Below are 17,358 nucleotides of genomic sequence, written 5' to 3' on the forward strand. Positions count from 1 at the left end.
CACTTTTTAGTTAGACAACTTACTTTTTGGTAAGAATTATTGAATAACCTATATGTAAGGCCATAATAAATTTTTCCTAAAATAATAATATCCTAATTATAATTCGCAATATATAATTTATTCTAATAGTCATGTTAAAATAACCATTGTCCTATACAATCTTCCAAATCATTACTAACATATATTTTTCATTTTAGTTAATTGATTTGATATTATCAGACAGGTTGTTTATACTAATATCTAGTAACATTTATTAAATATTAAAAAACGAAAGCGGGTAACTAAATGGTAAATTATAACGGAAGAAGTTATGTGTGCTTATTAGATTTTGCGATGGATTTTATAAGAGGAAAATGGACGGCAGTTTTATTATGTCATTTATATAATGAACCAAAAAGATTCCTAGAGCTTCAACGAATGACTGAAGGAATAAGCCAAAAAGTCTTAAATGAAAAACTTAAAGAATTAGAAAATGATGAACTTGTATGTAAAAAGGTTTATGCAGAAATTCCACCAAAAGTTGAATACTCCCTCACTGATAAAGGAAAAGAGCTTACTAGTATTATTAAGGAAATTGAGTCTTGGTCGGTTAAACACTACCCTGAGTTAGATAATAAATGTATTTAATTCTATTACTTTTATATAAAAAAGATAAAGAAGAACATTTTCTGTTTAGATCTGATTCTTCTTTATTCTTTAAATACATCAATCTTGCCTTTTTATTAATTACTTGAGTGCATAATTTATTCTGATGTCCCTTCTCTGTATCTTCTACTATTATACTTTTTCATATCTTGAGATATATTACTACTTTTTAGTATTATAGTATTTCTAAATATTTATTAGAGATTTTATACTACTGATCAATTATATATCATCCTAATTTAATCATATTAATGTTATTATAAAAACTCATTTAACTTATCTTAAAATCTAAGAAATATTATAACCATACTTGGTTATAATATTAGTTTTTTCTACATTTTTCTTTATTATCTCTAAATTTTTTGATTTTAATTCCGATTATTATAAATATATACGTTCTGCATAATATAATTCATTTTTGATAAGATTATTTGGTTTGCAGCAACTGGTAGTTTAAACCAAATTTCTATGAATTAAAATTGGGGAGTATGTAGACTTTTAATTGAATTAAAACTTTTTTCTCAAAAACAAATTATTTATATTCAACTTTTAATGGAGGTGAGTAAACAGAAGACTTTCACATAAAAAAATAAAGAGGAGTTGATTTAATGATCTGGTTTAAAAATTTAAAGATATCTCATAAACTTATTTCCACTTTTACTTTTATTGCAATTTTAGTATGTATTGTTGGTTTTATTGGATTATATAATATGAATATAATTAATTACAATGCAACTTCCATGCATGATTACAACTTAGCCTCAATAAATAACTTAACTACTTTAAAGCAAAATATTTCTGATATACGTTCAGATTTGCTAAAACTTGCTTATCAAAGAAATGTCAGCGAAAAAGATGCAGTAAAAAAAGACATTAAAGACTTAATTGACAAGAATAATGACCTTATAAAAACATATGAAAGTACTTTAATCTCTGAATCTGAGAAACCTGCATTCTCAAGCCTTAAAGAAAACTTTAATAAATATGTTGATTTATCTAATTCAATAATAAAATACGTAGATGAGAATAATTTTAGTGAAGCTGATGAAAATTATTCTAAAGTTACCGAAACCAGAAAAAATATATATTTGAGTATGGATGAATTGATACAAAATAATGTTAACCAAGCCGATGATTCTTACAAGGAAAATAACTCAACTTTTATAAGATCTTTCTATATAACAATATCTATAATACTTATTAGTTTACTACTAGCCGTCATTTTAGGTTTATCAATTTCATTTATGATTTCAAAACAAGTAAAAAGAGTTTTAGTTTTTGCTGAAGCTATTGGTAGTGGTGATTTAACTAAAACTATAACTGTTGACTCTAAAGACGAAATAGGTAATCTTTCAATGGCACTAAATAATGCAAAAGAAAATATACATAATTTAATTGTTGAAATAATGAACAGCTCAAGTGATATAAGCGCCACAAGTGAAGAACTTTCTGCTACTACTGAAGAAATTTCTTCTAAAATGGAAATTGTGAATGAATCCACAGAACATATATCTAAAGGTGTTCAAGATTTAAGCGCTACCACAGAAGAAGTAACTGCATCAACGGAAGAAATAAGTAGCGCCATAAATTCCATCGCTAAAGATGCAGAAAATTCATTAGTATCAGTAAATGAAATAAAAGAACGTGCTTCTAATATTAGAAATAAATCTTCAAAAAGTATTGAAGAAAGTAATTTAATTTATGATAAAAATCGTTCAAACATTTTAGAAGCAATTGAAAATTCTAAAATTGTATCAGAAGTTAGAATAATGGCAAATTCTATTGGAAGTATAGTATAGCAGAACAGACCAATTTATTGGCCCTAAATGCTGCTATTGAAGCAGCTAGAGCCGGTGAACATGGAAAGGGTTTTGCAGTAGTTGCTGACGAAGTTAGAAAGCTTGCTGAACAATCTTCCAATGCAGTTTATAATATTCAAACTATGGTATCACAAGTTGAAGCTTCTGTAGAAAGTTTATCAAAAAGCGGACAAGATGTTCTTGAATTTATGGCTGACAATGTTAAACCTAATTATGAACTCCTTATGAATACAGGAACTCAATATGAAAAGGACTCTGAATTTATAAGTAATATTATAGATAAATCTGCCTCCTCTTCAAAACAAATGGATGAAGTTATAATGCAGATAAGCGGTGCAATACAAAATATCTCTTCAGTAGCTCAAGAATCTGCTTCAAATACAGAAGAAATATTAAATAGCATTACCGAAGTTACCTTTGCTCTTTCAGATGTTACAAAGTCTGCTCAAAGCCAGGCTGAACTTTCACAAAAACTTAATGAAATGATTCAAAGATTTAAAATATAATACAAAATCAAAATAATTTATGAAAGTTTAAAATTATCTTTGCAAATCTCATATAAAATAGCCTGTACAAATTTTATTTGATAATATAATAAATTGTCAAATAAAATTGGCATAGGCTATTTCTTTTTTGTAATATACATGGAAGCACAGGTTCAAGGCATCTAGGCTCATACTGATGGAATCATTAGTATATCACGGGTGAATTTACTCCATATACCCAAACTAATTATCTGCTGATCGATTCATGATATGCGTTAGCAAAAGTTTTGCTAACGCTTCAGTAAATGGGTATCACAGCATAGGAATAATCAAATCTAATAGAGTTATATATCCTGCTAGCATTAAAACTGGTGTTGATAATTTTCCAGAATATATTAATTCCAAATTAGGACTAGTAGCTTAAGGTTTTCCTATTTAGTGCCAAGCCTAGTTTCATTAATTTCTATACTGTATTCTAAGTCTGCATATGCTTTTATCGAAAAACCGTCTACCTTACCTGTATATGGACTAATAAATATCTCCACTTTTTTAGAAGAATCATTTTCATCTTGATAAAAAAGACGATGTCCATTTTCGCCTGCTACAAGTATACATTTAGGTTTTTCTATATCCCCTAGCTTATGCTGCTTAATAAAATCTTCAGCTGTATCTTTTAATTGTTCTTGAGAAATTGCTAACTTAGGTTTGGATTCATCAAGATATCCTTCACTAATCAATACATTATCTATTTCCTTTGTATTTTCATTAAAATCAAACATATAACATTTATCTTCATTAATTCCAACCCATCCTGCTTGGACCATTCCGTGCTTTAATTTTGCTACCCTATCCTTAAGTCCATTATCGTTTTCTTCAACATAAGCCATTTCTTTATCATATTCTTCCTTAGATATTTCTTTCTTATCATATGAATCTTTTATATCTTTTTTTTCTAGTGGCTTTATTGCATCCAAAGTTTTTTCATTTAATATATCTGCACTAAACTTAAAATCTTCATTTTCTTCAACTGATGATATGTTAAAATACTCTTTTAAAATATCTAAAGATTTCTGCCTATAAGCTTCCTTCTCATCACCAATTACTAGGCCTGTTCCATCATCTTGTGATATTGTTGAAGTATTATCTTTAGTGTAAACAACATTTTGTTTTATAGTATCTGCAAAAGCTCCTTTCATATTAATTTGATTAAATATAGCAAAAGTAGATGCTACTACTCCTACTGTTAACAATACTGCTACTATTTTTTTAGAATGCACAATAATCCCTCCATAATACATTATTTTAATTGTGCGTAAGTACTTACTCCACTCTTTAAGTATAAAATTTGAATGTCCCAAAAGTTTATTATAGTTGTAAAATAGTTGTAAATTCACGTATACTTTACTAATAAACTCAATCAACATTATTGAACTCTCTATTTTTATTTAAGCTGTTTTACCTTCAAACTATCTAAAACTACTTTTCTAAAATATTCACCTAAGTTGAATTCATACTGTTTAATTAACAAGCTTATCATTTATTTCAGTAACAGGATTATTAAAAATTAAAGCAACTTCTGTTCCTATACCTAAATCACTATTTATTTTAATATCTGCATTGTGAACTTCTGCTATCTTTTTACATATAGAAAGACCAATTCCTGCTCCATTATTTTTTCTACTTCTAGCTTTATCAACTACATAAAATGGCTGCCAAAGTTTATCTAAATGTTCTTTAGCTATTCCCAAACCTGAATCTACTACAGATAGGTAAGTTTTATTCTGAAAAATGCATATTTTTATGTATATTTTCGAATTATTTTTAGACGCTTTTATAGCATTTTCAACTAGATTAGATAATGCCATAGTAATTAAATCCTTGTCTATATATAGTACACAATCCTTTCCTTCTATAATTAAATCTATATTTTTGTCCTTCAGTCTAGCGGATTGCAATCTTTTAACCTCATCTATCACATTAAATATTCTTTCAGTAATCAACTCGATTTCTTGAGTCTTTGCATAAATTAAATCCATCATTTTAAAAGCCATCTTTTCAAGTCTTTTTCCTTCTTTATATATGTAATCTGAAGCTTCAACAAACACCTCTTCATTATATTTTGATGTTCTAATCAAATTTGCATATCCAATTATTGAAGTTAAAGGTGTCTTGAGTTCATGAGTAAGATTATTTATAAAGGTTTCCTTCTCAATATTAGATGTTTCAAGTTCGTTTATTTTCTCTTCTACTGTTTGTGCCATCAGATTAAAATTATTCGAAAGCACGCTAAATTCATCTCTTGATTTAATTTTCACCCTTTCTGAATACTGACCAAGAGATATTTTCTGAGTTGAAGCTATTAATGTATTTATTGGTTTTGTTATTAATTTGCTTATAAAAAACATAAAAATAGCAAAAAGAGAACAGATTAAAATATCTAATTTCATAAAAAGAGCATATTGATTTATTTTTTCAGAATATATATTTGAAATATCTTTCGCATAGTGCACTTTTATTGGATAGTCATATACATTAACTAAGCTACTAGCGTACAAATACTGTTTTCCATCTACTGTCCTAATAATATAGTTGGTTTTTCCTTGCGAAAGATTTTCTAGTTCATCCTTTTCATTTGAAAGAGGAAATTTCATGTCTGAAAATAGTATATTATTCCTAGAATCTAAGATTTCTACATCTCCATGCTGTTCTGTTCCACTATTAGCCGCCCTATTATATTCATCCATTAAGGTACCAATCAATATATTTATGTCATAGGTATTATTTGAATAGATTTTCTGCATATATATAGAATTAGCGCTTAATTGTGAAGTTGCAAATTTTTGTTCTGCAAGGCATTTATCAACTTCTTTTTCTAACAGATCATTATGAAGTTTTTGTATCAATATAAATCCGGCTATGTTTAAAGTGAATACAAGTAATAGTAACGAAAATATATATATTTTAAGCCATAACTTCATGTATTTCACTCCTCTAACCTATATCCAATTTTATATACAGTTTTTATGTTATTCGCAATATCAAGCTTTTTTCTTATTTTTTGTATATGAGTATCTATTGTTCTGGTTTCCCCCATATACTCATATCCCCAAATTTTTTCTAATAAATACTCCCTAGATAATGCCATATTTTTATTTTTCAAAAGCAAAAGTATGAGCTCAAATTCCTTTAAGATAAGATCAATTGTCTCATCTCCATTTTTTATAATTCTTTCATCTTCATATATTTTTAGTCTTTTAAATTCTATACAGTTATTATTTTTTGAATATCTTCTTAGTACTATTTCAATTCTTGCTAATAATTCAACTGTTTCAAATGGTTTAACAATATAATCTTCTGCACCAGATTTTAAGCCAGTTATTTTATCAGCAAGTCCATTTTTAGCAGTCAGAAATATTACTGGTACATTTAAACTTTTTATCCTCTTCATTAATTCAAATCCGTCTATACCCGGTAGCATAATATCCAAAAGTATAAGATCAAAAGATTCTTGTTTAATTAAGTTAAAAGCCTCCATTCCATCATATACCTGTTTGCATTGGTAACCAGCCATTCCTAGGCTTATTCGTATTAAATTGGATATAGCTTCGTCATCTTCTACAATTAAAATATTTATCTTCAATTATGTATTTCCCCCTAATAACTAACTTGATATTTTAAAGTAAATTTTTCAATTTAACTTTCATCTCCATTATATAACATAACTTCCAATCAAATTGCAAAATAGTTGTAAAATAAATTCGGACCCAACTGCATATATGAGCTCAAGATAGCTAAATCATGCTTACTTCATAATAGGCCTAAGCCCTTAAACTTTTCACAATGTTTTAAATATTTAAATAAGCTTATTTTATCCCTTAAAATTTTATGATATATTTTGGCACTAAAAAATACTTAGAGTTCGTATTTCTCTAAGTATTATCTATTTATATATATTATTCTAATACGATGCTGGCTTTATTAGATTGTACTTTTACAGTTCTTAATAGAAATCTCTTTTTGATATATTTATATTAAAGAGATTTTACATAAATGTTTTTTGAAAGCTCCTTTAGTTTTTTTATATCTAGTATATTTATCTTCTTATTTTCACACCTTACGATTCCCTGTGCTTCCAATTCTTTAAAAGTTCTATTTAAATGCCTGTAAGTAGTTCCTAAAAATTCAGCAATCTCTAAATAAGATGAATTTAAAATTATGTAACTTTCATCTATTATATGTTCCACCAAATAACTAGATAACCTATTAGCAAGTGGATACACAAAATTATATGAACTATTATTAATAGTTGCATAAAGTTTTTCACTTAAAGAATCTACTAAATGATGTAAAAACTTCGTATTATTAAAATAGTTTTCTCTCAATATATCTGATGGAATTCCTATTAAATAAGTATCTTCTACTGCATTAATATTGCAAAGTATAGGGATGTTTTTTAAAAGTTCTAAATCTCCTACAGTATTAAAATCTCTATAAAATTTTAATAGCATTGATTTACCATTTTCAAAAGGATAAAATACTTTAATTTTCCCATCAACAATTAGATAATAATATTCAAGTTTTTCTTCTGACTTCATTATATATTCTTCTTTTTCATAGAAATGAAGCTGAAAATGTTTTAGTATCGTGTCATCAAATATGCTTTTTATGTTATGCTTCTTAATATAATAATTTAAAAGTTTATTATCTAAAATTTTCTTCATAGACTCTCCTAACATGACTTATGTCATTTTCAAATTCTTATAAATATATTATTTTATTAACAGAACATTGTAAATAAAATTAAATTTTGATTTTTACAAATTTATATGCAATTATACGGAGGACATATTATGAAATATGAAGTTATACTATTTGATGCAGACGACACTTTATTTGATTTCAAAAAATCTGAAAGGGAGGCTTTCAAAAACACTATACTCGAATTTAATATCAATTACGATGAAAATTACCATTTAAAAATATATCAAGATATAAATACTGCTATATGGAAAGAGTTTGAACAAGGCTTAATTACTCAGGAAAAACTTAAGGTAGAAAGATTTAAAAGACTTTCGGATAACCTTAAAATTTCCTTTGATGAGATTGAATTTGCTAAATCATATATGCAAAATTTATCTAACTGCTCCTTTTTATTTGATGGCATCCTAGAGCTTATAGAGCATTTAAGTAAAAGCTATAAACTCTTAATAATTACTAATGGTCTCACAGCTGTACAAGAAAATAGAATCAGAAAGTCAATTATATCAAAACATTTTGAAGATGTAGTTATATCTGAGGAAATCTCTATCTCAAAACCTAATCCAAAAATATTTGAACATGCTCTAGAAAATATATATCACACTAATAAAAATACAGTACTTATGGTTGGAGATAGCTTGACCTCTGATATACAGGGTGGAATAAACTTCGGTATAGATACCTGTTGGTATAATCCAAATAAACTTGAGAATAATTCAAATATAGCACCTAAGTATGAAATATCTAACTTTGACGAACTTAAGCATTTACTAATTAATTCCTAGGATTTATTACTCTTCATTTTAAAATTTAATAGACCTTAAATTTTATGTACTTATGAAATTTAGGATTAAGCTGCCATATCACATGACACATAAGTTCTAAATATTATAATTCATTCTTTATAAATAAAGCAAAATAACACAAAACTTTCATTATTCGAAATGCTGCAATTTTCTTTAAAATAAAGAAGACTAACAGAATAATTCAACTTCAATCTGTTAGTCTTCCAGATCTAAAATATTATATTAAATATTGTTATTTTCCTTAATTCTTACTTGTTGCATTGTTTTCAGATGATTGATTTACTTGATTATTTGCTGTGTTTTGACTATCTGAAATATTTTTGTTATCTGCTTTAGCAGTATTTATATTTTGACCAGTAGTTAAGTATTTTGAAAATATAAATGTTAAAGTGGTAAAATCATATTTTTTATCGTCAATAATAATTGAATCTTGTACTAACTTTCCACTTCCATCAAAATAATACCACATTCCATTATTCTTCAACCATGAATTTGATGCCATAACTCCATTTGTCCAGAAATAATGCCAGCTTCCATTATAGTTCATCCATTGAGTTGTCATAGAACCATCTTCCTGAAAATAGTACCAATCTCCGTTGACTTGTTTCCATCCCTTTGCTTTTATTCCATTCTCTACCCAATACGAATGTTTATATTTATCTTGCTTCCAAGTTGCAGAAGCTGCTACTGGAATAATCCCTATTATTGATATGGCCAGTAATGATGATATTATTAACCTTTTTACCATTTTATCGTCCCCTATCCATTAAATTAATAATACTATTATATCATATTAATATTACATTTTATTCTAATTTTTTGCAATTATAATCAATTCTTACTTTAATGTTTTATAACTTCCATATTGAAAATATAACTGCATAAAATCCACTTACTATGTATATAAAAAAATTTTTCTACTATTGACGGCTTGTACCATGTCGTAGTAAAATTAAGGCGGAAAACAAAAGCTAAATAAAAACTTTGTTAGGTGAGGCTCCTATATAGATACATGCTGCTGCCCGGAAACGTCGAGAGACGCCAATGGGTCAACAGGTATTGCCGGATTAAGGTTCTACTTAATGTAGCCGAAAACCATGTGGTTTTCTATGCTCTATAGTGCTAAAACTCAACGAGTGAAGGTTAATACAACAAATGTACTTTGCGCTATCGCATTCTGTATATTTGTATAATGTTGTGTTTGATTGTTGCGCCCTTCACTTATAGTGAAGGGCTTTTATTATTTTTTAAAGGAGGTGTATCCAGTGGATGACCATGATACGGAAAGTTGTAATATACATTTTTATTTAAATTCAAGCAATAATATTTTTAGGGCATTAATTGGATACTCTCTTTGTGCCCTTAATTGAAAGGGTGAAAAGCATGGAAAAAATAACAAATTTCTTTGTAAGTAAAATTATTCACAAAGAAATTCACAATATTTCTGGCCAAATAATTGGTAAACTAAACGACCTTATTCTTGATTTTAGTCAAGAAAAACCAACTGTAGTATATATACAAATTACAAATTGGAAAAAATCTTTTTATCTATCTGCTGATGCGCTAGAAAAATCTTTTTATCTATCTGCTGATGCGCTAGATATATTCAAAGATGAAAAAGAAAAGTATCATATTAAAATTAATAGCGAGAGCCTCACAATAAAGTTTCCTGGTGAAGATGATATTTTTTTAGTAAGAGATTTCTTAGATAAGCAAATAGTAGACATAAACGGCAAGAAAGTAGAACGTGTCAATGATGTAAGACTCGGAAATATAAATTCCAAATGGCAGCTTGTTGCCGTTGATATAGGAACTAGAGGATTACTCAGACGTCTTGGTGTAGAATATCCTTTCATAATATTAACAGAAGCCTTAAGATATAGATTAAGAAACAAGTTAATTATATGGGATGATGTGCAAACTTTGTCTACTGGGGTAAACAATCTGCAACTTCAAATGCCAGCAAGCAAAATTGAAACTCTGCACGCAGCAGATTTAGCAGATATAATCGAAGATCTTGATACTAAAAGCAGAGATATATTGTTTCACAGCTTAAACAATCAAAAAGCTGCTGAAGTTCTCGAGGAAATCGAAACTGATGTTCAAGTAAATTTATTAAAATCTATGTCTGATGAAAAAGCTTCTGATATACTTGAGATTATGCCTTCTGATGAAATAGCTGATATTTTAGAAGAAATGGATGAAGATAGAGTTGAAAAACTATTAACACACATGGATGAAGAAAGTCAGGACGAAATTAGAGAGCTTATGGAGTATGAAAAAGAAACTGTAGGAAGTATTATGTCAAAAGATTTTCTAACTTTCTTACCTGATGTAACTGTAAGTGATGTATTTAAATGGATTCAAAGCAATGCTCCTGACGAAGATGAAAGTTATTATGTCTATATAACAAATGATAAAGATAATCTTATTGGGGTTATTTCTTTATTCTCACTTATTACTTCAAAGCCAGATACAAAACTTTATAATATAATGACAACTAGGCCAGAAAGTTTAAGGGATACGGATGAAATTGAAGATGCTATAAGCTTAATGCATAAGTATAATCTTGTTTCAATTCCAGTTATTGATGAAGATAATAATTTAGTTGGTGTAGTATCATTAAATGACAGTATCCATGAACATTCACGCTTAAGGAGGGTTGCACTATGAAGAAAGTATTATCTGGTAGATTTAAAAAGCTACTTTTCATTATGACTATTATTGGTCCAGGATTAATTACTGTTAATGCAGGAAATGATGCTGGTGGGATCACAACTTATGCATCTGTTGGTGCATCCTATGGATATAAAATGCTATGGGGATTACTCTTAATCACTTTCAGTCTTGCAGTTATACAGGAAATGAACGCAAGGATGGCAGTAGTAACTGGTAAAGGTTTGTCTGACTTAATTAGAGAAAAATTCGGAGTTAAACTTACTTTCTTTGCAATGACCATTTTACTAATTGCCAATATGGGTGTTGTTTTTGGTGATTTTGCAGGAATTGCAGCAAGCTTAGAATTATTTGATGTAAGCAAATATATATCTATCCCTATTGTTTCTGTAATAATCTGGTTACTTGTTACCAAAGGTTCATATAAAAAAGTAGAAAATATCTTCCTATTGTTTACTCTTGTATTTTTTACTTATATTATATCAGCGTTTTTAACTAAACCTGATTGGGGACACGTAATGAAATCAATGATGACGCCTACCATTGAATTAAATACAGGTTTTCTTCTTACCTTTATAGGAATGATTGGTACAACAATTACCCCTTATATGCAGTTTTACCTCCAATCATCCATAGTAGATAAAAAAATCAGTATATCTGAGTATAAATATGAAAAACTTGATGTTTATTTAGGCGCTTTCTGGGGGAATGCAGTAGCATTTTTCATAATTGTATGTACAGCCGTAACACTTTATAAAGCTGGAATAACAATAACTAGTGCAGAAGAGGCTGCAATTTCTCTAAAGCCACTTGCTGGTGAAGCTGCATTTATACTTTTTGGTGCTGGACTCTTTGGAGCTTCAGTTCTTGCTACTGCTGTTATCCCATTATCTACTTCCTATGCTATATGTGAAGCCTTTGGATGGGAAAGCGGAGTTGATAATGATTATAAGGATGCACCAGCATTCTTTGGAATATATACTGGTATAATTGTTCTTGGAGCATTATTTATACTTCTTCCTGGAATATCGCTTATTCAAATTATACTTGTATCACAGCAAATTGCTGGTTTGCTATCTCCTATAATATTAACATTTATGATAATTTTAATTAATGATAAGCGTATAATGGGTGAATATGTTAATAATAAGACTCAAAATATTGTTTCTTGGGCTACAGTTATATTTATTATAATCTTATCAATAATCTTATTTATATCGCCACTTATTTCATAATTATATGAACTTATAAGATAAAATATATATTATAATCTGTGTTATTTATAGATCTTTATAAATAAAATAGAACAAGGTATGTTATTTAAAGCATACCTTGTTCCATTTTATTAATCACCATAAGTATTACTCATCTTCTTCTGCCTACTTAACTTTATTTATTCGAAATAATATTTATTTTAAAATTTTAATTCATTAAGACTCGTCTAAACTATCAGAGAATGTAAAGATGCTTTTATAACGAGTATATTATATAGAATCTATATATTAATACCACTAAAATAAAATATATAGTCTATGTCTTTTAACTATAAAAGTTAAATCTACTTTTTCTCATCCCAACATTTAATACAATTCCTAACGACATAAAATTTACAAGTATAGAACTTCCGCCATAACTCATAAACGGAAGAGTAATTCCTGCAACTGGCATAAGACCAATAGTCATACCAATATTTTGAAAGATTGAAAATAAAAAGCCAGATGCAGTTCCAACACAGATAAGACGGCCAATAATGTCTTTTGATTCCTTTGCATGCTTAATCATTTTATATATCATAATGCTATATAAAACTATGAGAAAAAGAGCGCCCAAAAGGCCCCATTCTTCTCCAACTGCAGAAAATATAAAATCTGTGTGAACCTCAGGAATGAAGCCACCAGATGCACGAGCTCCTTTTAAAAATCCAGATCCAATTAATCCACCAGCTCCAATGCCTGTTATGGACTGCATTAATTGAAAACCAGCGTTCTGCTGATATGATTCTGGATCCAAGAATACTAATATTCTCTGCCTTTGATATGGCTTTAGTATATCACTAAACCATATGATAAGACTTAGTGGAACAACTGAGAAAAATCCTACGATAAGAACCTTTAAGTTCAATCCAGAAATGAAGTATATTCCTAGCGTAATAAAGAAACAAATAAGAGTCATTCCTAAATTAGGCTGAATTACAATTAGAAACATCGGAATTAAGGCATAGAAAGATAAGATAAGAAAATTTTTTGGATTGTTAATATCACCATCTAGATCATCTAACTTTTTTGCAAGGATTAGTATTAATCCAAACTTTACAAACTCGCCAGGCTCTATAGCTCTATTTCCAATCCTTATCCATGATGATGCACCTTTTACTGCTTTGCTTGTTATATCATTAAATAATAAAAGTCCTACTCCTGCCCAGTAAATTAATTTTGCATAACCACCTATAGTATTATAATCAAATACTAAAATAAAATATACAATTGCTAGTCCAATAATTAGCCACAACATTTGCAGTTCAGCATAATAGAATCCAAACTTTATATGAGTTACACTATAAATGTTTATGATTCCAAAGATTGTAATAACAATAGCTGTTACAAACATAGTAATATCTAATTGTTTTAGAAGCTTATTATTAATCAAATATTTATTCATGTAAAATTTCCTCCTGAAAAGTCGAAACAATTAGTTTATATGATAATTATGTATTAATAAATTGTAATATTAAACCACTTATGCCAAATCTTAATTTTAATTTAATACTTAATTTTCAATATATAATCAAATTTTCACCTAGATTTTCACATTTAAATTTCCAATCACTATATATTGCTAAACTCATAGATACTCTAAGTATACTAATACTAATATATATACACCTGAGTTTTTTGTAACATACCTACTTTCGTTATTCCCTATTAAATTTTACATCTAATAGTTTTAAAATTATGGAACAAAATAGTTGTTAAAACATTATAATAAATAAGACATAGCTATTCCTATTATACTTTTATTTATACTCCCTTTTATTCGAAAAAACTCTAGTAGCACTGCTAGAGCTTTTTATTTAAACAAAAAATTTCTACTATGAGTATTATTATAGTAGAAATTTTAAATGCTCATTTTAATTATTTTTTAAAAAATCTTTTCTTTCTGGTGTAAATACATCATAAACAATAGAGTTATCTTCTAATACCATGCACCCATGGGGAATATTAGATGGCATGAAGATTGTATCCCCTTCTCTAACAATTTCGCTTTTATCTCCAACTATAAATTTAAAAGAACCTTTTAAGACATATGATAGCTGATCATGTACATGAGAATGAGTCTCTACATTATTAGTTGCTTTTTTAAAATGTACTTCTACAGCCATCATTTTTTCATCATGTACTAATACCTTTCTTTTAGTGTTTTCATCTAGAATCTCAAATTCAACATCTTTATTAAAACAAAACATTTTACATATCCTCTCTTGCGTTATAGATAAATCCCATTTAATTATTATGCAGTCATATTATTTCAATTAGCAAAGCAATGAGTATGTTTGTTTACATTCTTAAAATAGTTGAACATTTTGCAAAACATACTCATTATTTTTAATATATTACTCACATATAAATTACAGAAATATATTTATAATCTACTAAGCTAATATATTTTTTATATATTCTTTGATCTTATCACACTTACAGTTATCAAAGAAATATTCTTTAAAATTAGCTCCACTTACAGCACCTTTTAATAGATCTTGATCTATATTCTTTAAAATTGTTAACATATCTGTATGTGTTACTTTTTTAACTTCATCTAGTATTTTTTTATTTCTTTGTTCTGGTACTACTCTATCCTTTGGATATCCTTGACCACTTTCACCTTCAAATAATTTTTCAAAGATGTATTCTAAATTTAATTCAGCTCCCCATCCAAAGCCTTTTGCAAATGGAAGAGAAATTGCATTTCCATCATTTATTTGTGAAAACATATATGCATCAGATGGATCTACTATGTGGCCGCATAAAACGCCTGGGAATGCGTTACATGCAAGCATCGCACCTTCCCCTGTTCCACATCCTGTAATTACATAATCTGCTGCTCCTGAATTTAATAATATCGCAGCCAAGATACCATTTTGAACATATGTTAATTGTGCTTCACCTTCTACGCCATACATTCCATAGTTAAATACTTCATGACCTTTTGGCTCTACAACCTTTTTAAGTGACTCACATATAATTGAATTTTTTGATGCTTGGCTGTTTTCATTTATTAATGCTATTTTCATACTATCGTTCCTCTCCTATTGTGGTTGCTTTCCTATATAAGCTAAGATACCACCATCTACATATAAAATGTGACCATTAACAAAGTCTGATGCATCAGATGCTAAGAATACAGCTGGTCCTGCCAAATCTTCTGCTGTTCCCCAACGTGCTGCTGGTGTCTTTGCAATTATAAATTGATCAAATGGGTGTTTTGAACCATCTGGTTGAACTTCTCTAAGTGGTGCTGTTTGTGGTGTAGCTATATATCCAGGCCCTATACCATTACATTGGATATTGTATTCACCATACTCAGAAGCAATGTTCTTTGTTAACATCTTTAATCCACCTTTTGCTGCTGCATATGCTGAAACTGTCTCTCTACCTAACTCACTCATCATTGAACAAATGTTTATTATCTTTCCATGACCTTTTTTAATCATTCCTGGTATTACTGCTTTAGACACAATAAATGGTGCATTTAAATCTACATCAATAACCTTACGGAAGTCTTCAGCTTTCATTTCAAGCATTGGAATACGTCTGATTATACCTGCATTATTTACAAGAATATCAATTACTCCTACTTCTTTTTCAATTTTTTCAACTAATTCATTTACTTTATCTTCATCAGTTACATCACAAACATAGCCATGAGCTTTTATTCCTAATTCTGCGTAAGAAGCTAGTCCTTTATCTACTAATTCTTGATTAATATCGTTAAATACAATAGTAGCTCCTGCTTCAGCATAAGACTTTGCGATACTAAACCCTATACCATAAGAAGCACCTGTTACTAATGCAATTTTTCCCTTTAATGAAAATCCGTCCATAATTCCCATAATTAAAATCCTCCTCTATGTGTTACATTTTATATTTACAGTATATCACTACATATAATCAATTTCTTGTTATATCCTTTCGAAAATATTGCAAATCTTGAACCATAGATTTATAATGGATGCATTAGATAACTCATTAGATATTAAGCAATGATCCTTTTTAAAGTAAACGTACACCAAAAATGAAAGGAGAAGTTTTATTTATGAAAGAAGAAAATTCTTGTAAAGCTTCCATAAAGAACTGCTTAGAGCAACGCTATTTCTCTATTGCACGCCTATATAAGGAAGAAAAAACTATGGACATACATATACATGACTGTTATGAAATATATTACTCTATATCCGGCGGAAAACAAATACTTATTCATAATAAGCTATATGATATCAGCCCTGGAGATCTATTTGTAATTAATCAATATGAAAGTCATCACGTTTCCAAGGTTGATAGGGCTCATGAACGAATTGTTATTTCAATTCATCCAGAATTCCTTAAATCTATATCAAGTGATAAAACAGATTTAAGTTATTGTTTCACAAATCGTAGTGAAAACTTTAATCATAAGATCTCTTTAAATAAAGAACAGCAACAGCACTTTCTTTATTTTATCAATAAAATAATAGCTACTAATGGATATGGCTCTGACATAATTGAGTATGCATCTTTTTTAGAACTAATTACTTTATTAAATGGAATTTATATTGCAAATAATAACTTACATATTGATGATCACTCTTATAAATACAACCAACAAGTCCAAGAAATTATAACATATATAAATGAAAATATTACTGAACCTATTACCATTGACTATTTAGCGAATCATTTTTATTTAAGTCCATCTTATATATGCAGGATATTTAAATTAGCCACTGGAACTACTATAAATAAATATATTTCAGCACGAAGAATAACCATAGCCAAGTCATTGTTAGCTAATGGCACAAATGTTAATGAGGTTTGTGAGAAATGTGGTTTTAATGATTATACTAATTTTCTAAAAACATTTAAAAATGCAGTTGGAATTTCTCCTAAAAAATATTCAACATTTAGCATAAGTTAA

The 17,358-nt window shown here is 28.4% G+C and carries 14 protein-coding genes, 1 pseudogene and 1 riboswitch; of the genes and pseudogenes, 6 read left to right on the plus strand and 9 right to left on the minus strand.

Annotation, left to right across the window (positions count from 1 at the left end):
• Positions 1 to 285 precede the first annotated feature (285 nt).
• The gene (locus ACJDTP_RS13505; protein WP_406761495.1) at positions 286 to 627 is read left to right on the plus strand and encodes a winged helix-turn-helix transcriptional regulator; all 342 of its coding nucleotides are present in this window, start codon (positions 286 to 288) and stop codon (positions 625 to 627) included.
• 626 nt (positions 628 to 1,253) lie between these two features.
• Positions 1,254 to 2,971 (plus strand): annotated as a pseudogene (locus tag ACJDTP_RS13510) (methyl-accepting chemotaxis protein).
• A 410-nt stretch (positions 2,972 to 3,381) separates the two neighbouring features.
• On the opposite strand, the gene ACJDTP_RS13515 reads toward ACJDTP_RS13510, so the two are convergent.
• The 4 genes from ACJDTP_RS13515 to ACJDTP_RS13530 all read right to left on the minus strand — a co-directional run bounded on the left by ACJDTP_RS13515 (position 3,382) and on the right by ACJDTP_RS13530 (position 7,671).
• Positions 3,382 to 4,227 carry a hypothetical protein gene (locus tag ACJDTP_RS13515; protein WP_406761496.1) on the minus strand — a complete coding sequence of 282 codons (846 nt, stop codon included), beginning with the start codon at positions 4,225 to 4,227 and terminating at the stop codon, positions 3,382 to 3,384.
• A gap of 240 nt (positions 4,228 to 4,467) precedes the next feature.
• The gene (locus ACJDTP_RS13520; protein ID WP_406761497.1) at positions 4,468 to 5,928 is read right to left on the minus strand and encodes a sensor histidine kinase; all 1,461 of its coding nucleotides are present in this window, start codon (positions 5,926 to 5,928) and stop codon (positions 4,468 to 4,470) included.
• A 5-nt stretch (positions 5,929 to 5,933) separates the two neighbouring features.
• Complete coding sequence (locus ACJDTP_RS13525; RefSeq protein ID WP_406761498.1) at positions 5,934 to 6,590, minus strand: response regulator transcription factor; 657 nt, start codon at positions 6,588 to 6,590, stop codon at positions 5,934 to 5,936.
• A gap of 391 nt (positions 6,591 to 6,981) precedes the next feature.
• Positions 6,982 to 7,671 (minus strand): Crp/Fnr family transcriptional regulator, encoded by a 690-nt coding sequence (locus ACJDTP_RS13530; protein WP_206490892.1) that lies wholly within the window; start codon positions 7,669 to 7,671, stop codon positions 6,982 to 6,984.
• 129 nt (positions 7,672 to 7,800) lie between these two features.
• On the opposite strand from ACJDTP_RS13530, the gene ACJDTP_RS13535 reads away from it, so the two are divergent.
• A complete protein-coding gene (locus ACJDTP_RS13535) occupies positions 7,801 to 8,493 on the plus strand; it encodes a YjjG family noncanonical pyrimidine nucleotidase (RefSeq protein WP_406761499.1) in 693 nt (230 codons plus the stop codon).
• Positions 8,494 to 8,755: 262 nt separating this feature from the next.
• On the opposite strand, the gene ACJDTP_RS13540 is transcribed toward ACJDTP_RS13535, so the two are convergent.
• Positions 8,756 to 9,262 (minus strand): phage tail protein, encoded by a 507-nt coding sequence (locus ACJDTP_RS13540; RefSeq protein WP_406761500.1) that lies wholly within the window; start codon positions 9,260 to 9,262, stop codon positions 8,756 to 8,758.
• 228 nt (positions 9,263 to 9,490) lie between these two features.
• A riboswitch (M-box (ykoK) riboswitch) is annotated at positions 9,491 to 9,662 on the plus strand.
• Between the two features lie 235 nt (positions 9,663 to 9,897).
• On the opposite strand from ACJDTP_RS13540, the gene ACJDTP_RS13545 reads away from it, so the two are divergent.
• Both ACJDTP_RS13545 and ACJDTP_RS13550 read left to right on the plus strand, forming a co-directional pair.
• Complete coding sequence (locus tag ACJDTP_RS13545; protein WP_406761501.1) at positions 9,898 to 11,187, plus strand: magnesium transporter; 1,290 nt, start codon at positions 9,898 to 9,900, stop codon at positions 11,185 to 11,187.
• Positions 11,184 to 12,425 carry an Nramp family divalent metal transporter gene (locus tag ACJDTP_RS13550; RefSeq protein ID WP_077837690.1) on the plus strand — a complete coding sequence of 414 codons (1,242 nt, stop codon included), beginning with the start codon at positions 11,184 to 11,186 and terminating at the stop codon, positions 12,423 to 12,425. The genes ACJDTP_RS13545 and ACJDTP_RS13550 overlap by 4 nt, the downstream gene beginning before the upstream one ends.
• Positions 12,426 to 12,729: 304 nt before the next feature.
• Here ACJDTP_RS13550 and rodA read toward each other — a convergent pair whose 3' ends face one another.
• The 4 genes from rodA to ACJDTP_RS13570 all read right to left on the minus strand — a co-directional run bounded on the left by rodA (position 12,730) and on the right by ACJDTP_RS13570 (position 16,297).
• Positions 12,730 to 13,848, minus strand: a complete 1,119-nt coding sequence (gene rodA / locus ACJDTP_RS13555; RefSeq protein ID WP_406761502.1) for a rod shape-determining protein RodA — start codon at positions 13,846 to 13,848, stop codon at positions 12,730 to 12,732.
• Between the two features lie 469 nt (positions 13,849 to 14,317).
• Positions 14,318 to 14,653 carry a cupin domain-containing protein gene (locus tag ACJDTP_RS13560; protein WP_078117419.1) on the minus strand — a complete coding sequence of 112 codons (336 nt, stop codon included), beginning with the start codon at positions 14,651 to 14,653 and terminating at the stop codon, positions 14,318 to 14,320.
• 186 nt (positions 14,654 to 14,839) lie between these two features.
• Entirely contained in the window at positions 14,840 to 15,478 is a 639-nt protein-coding gene (locus ACJDTP_RS13565) for an RpiB/LacA/LacB family sugar-phosphate isomerase (RefSeq protein WP_406761503.1), read from the minus strand.
• A 15-nt stretch (positions 15,479 to 15,493) separates the two neighbouring features.
• On the minus strand, positions 15,494 to 16,297 hold the full coding sequence (locus ACJDTP_RS13570) for a gluconate 5-dehydrogenase (protein ID WP_077841847.1): 804 nt from the start codon (positions 16,295 to 16,297) through the stop codon (positions 15,494 to 15,496).
• 203 nt (positions 16,298 to 16,500) lie between these two features.
• On the opposite strand from ACJDTP_RS13570, the gene ACJDTP_RS13575 reads away from it, so the two are divergent.
• Positions 16,501 to 17,358, plus strand: a complete 858-nt coding sequence (locus ACJDTP_RS13575) for an AraC family transcriptional regulator (protein WP_171771947.1) — start codon at positions 16,501 to 16,503, stop codon at positions 17,356 to 17,358.

The organism is Candidatus Clostridium helianthi (assembly GCF_045310795.1).
Classification (GTDB): domain Bacteria; phylum Bacillota; class Clostridia; order Clostridiales; family Clostridiaceae; genus Clostridium; species Clostridium helianthi.

Excerpts from the sequence above, each read along its gene's own strand:
- ACJDTP_RS13505 (WP_406761495.1), top strand. The coding sequence starts at position 286 with ATGGTAAATTATAACGGAAGAAGTTATGTGTGCTTATTAGATTTTGCG.
- ACJDTP_RS13520 (WP_406761497.1), bottom strand. The coding sequence starts at position 5,928 with ATGAAGTTATGGCTTAAAATATATATATTTTCGTTACTATTACTTGTA.
- ACJDTP_RS13530 (WP_206490892.1), bottom strand. The coding sequence starts at position 7,671 with ATGAAGAAAATTTTAGATAATAAACTTTTAAATTATTATATTAAGAAG.
- ACJDTP_RS13535 (WP_406761499.1), top strand. The coding sequence starts at position 7,801 with ATGAAATATGAAGTTATACTATTTGATGCAGACGACACTTTATTTGAT.
- ACJDTP_RS13540 (WP_406761500.1), bottom strand. The coding sequence starts at position 9,262 with ATGGTAAAAAGGTTAATAATATCATCATTACTGGCCATATCAATAATA.
- ACJDTP_RS13545 (WP_406761501.1), top strand. The coding sequence starts at position 9,898 with ATGGAAAAAATAACAAATTTCTTTGTAAGTAAAATTATTCACAAAGAA.
- ACJDTP_RS13550 (WP_077837690.1), top strand. The coding sequence starts at position 11,184 with ATGAAGAAAGTATTATCTGGTAGATTTAAAAAGCTACTTTTCATTATG.
- rodA (WP_406761502.1), bottom strand. The coding sequence starts at position 13,848 with ATGAATAAATATTTGATTAATAATAAGCTTCTAAAACAATTAGATATT.
- ACJDTP_RS13560 (WP_078117419.1), bottom strand. The coding sequence starts at position 14,653 with ATGTTTTGTTTTAATAAAGATGTTGAATTTGAGATTCTAGATGAAAAC.
- ACJDTP_RS13565 (WP_406761503.1), bottom strand. The coding sequence starts at position 15,478 with ATGAAAATAGCATTAATAAATGAAAACAGCCAAGCATCAAAAAATTCA.
- ACJDTP_RS13570 (WP_077841847.1), bottom strand. The coding sequence starts at position 16,297 with ATGGGAATTATGGACGGATTTTCATTAAAGGGAAAAATTGCATTAGTA.
- ACJDTP_RS13575 (WP_171771947.1), top strand. The coding sequence starts at position 16,501 with ATGAAAGAAGAAAATTCTTGTAAAGCTTCCATAAAGAACTGCTTAGAG.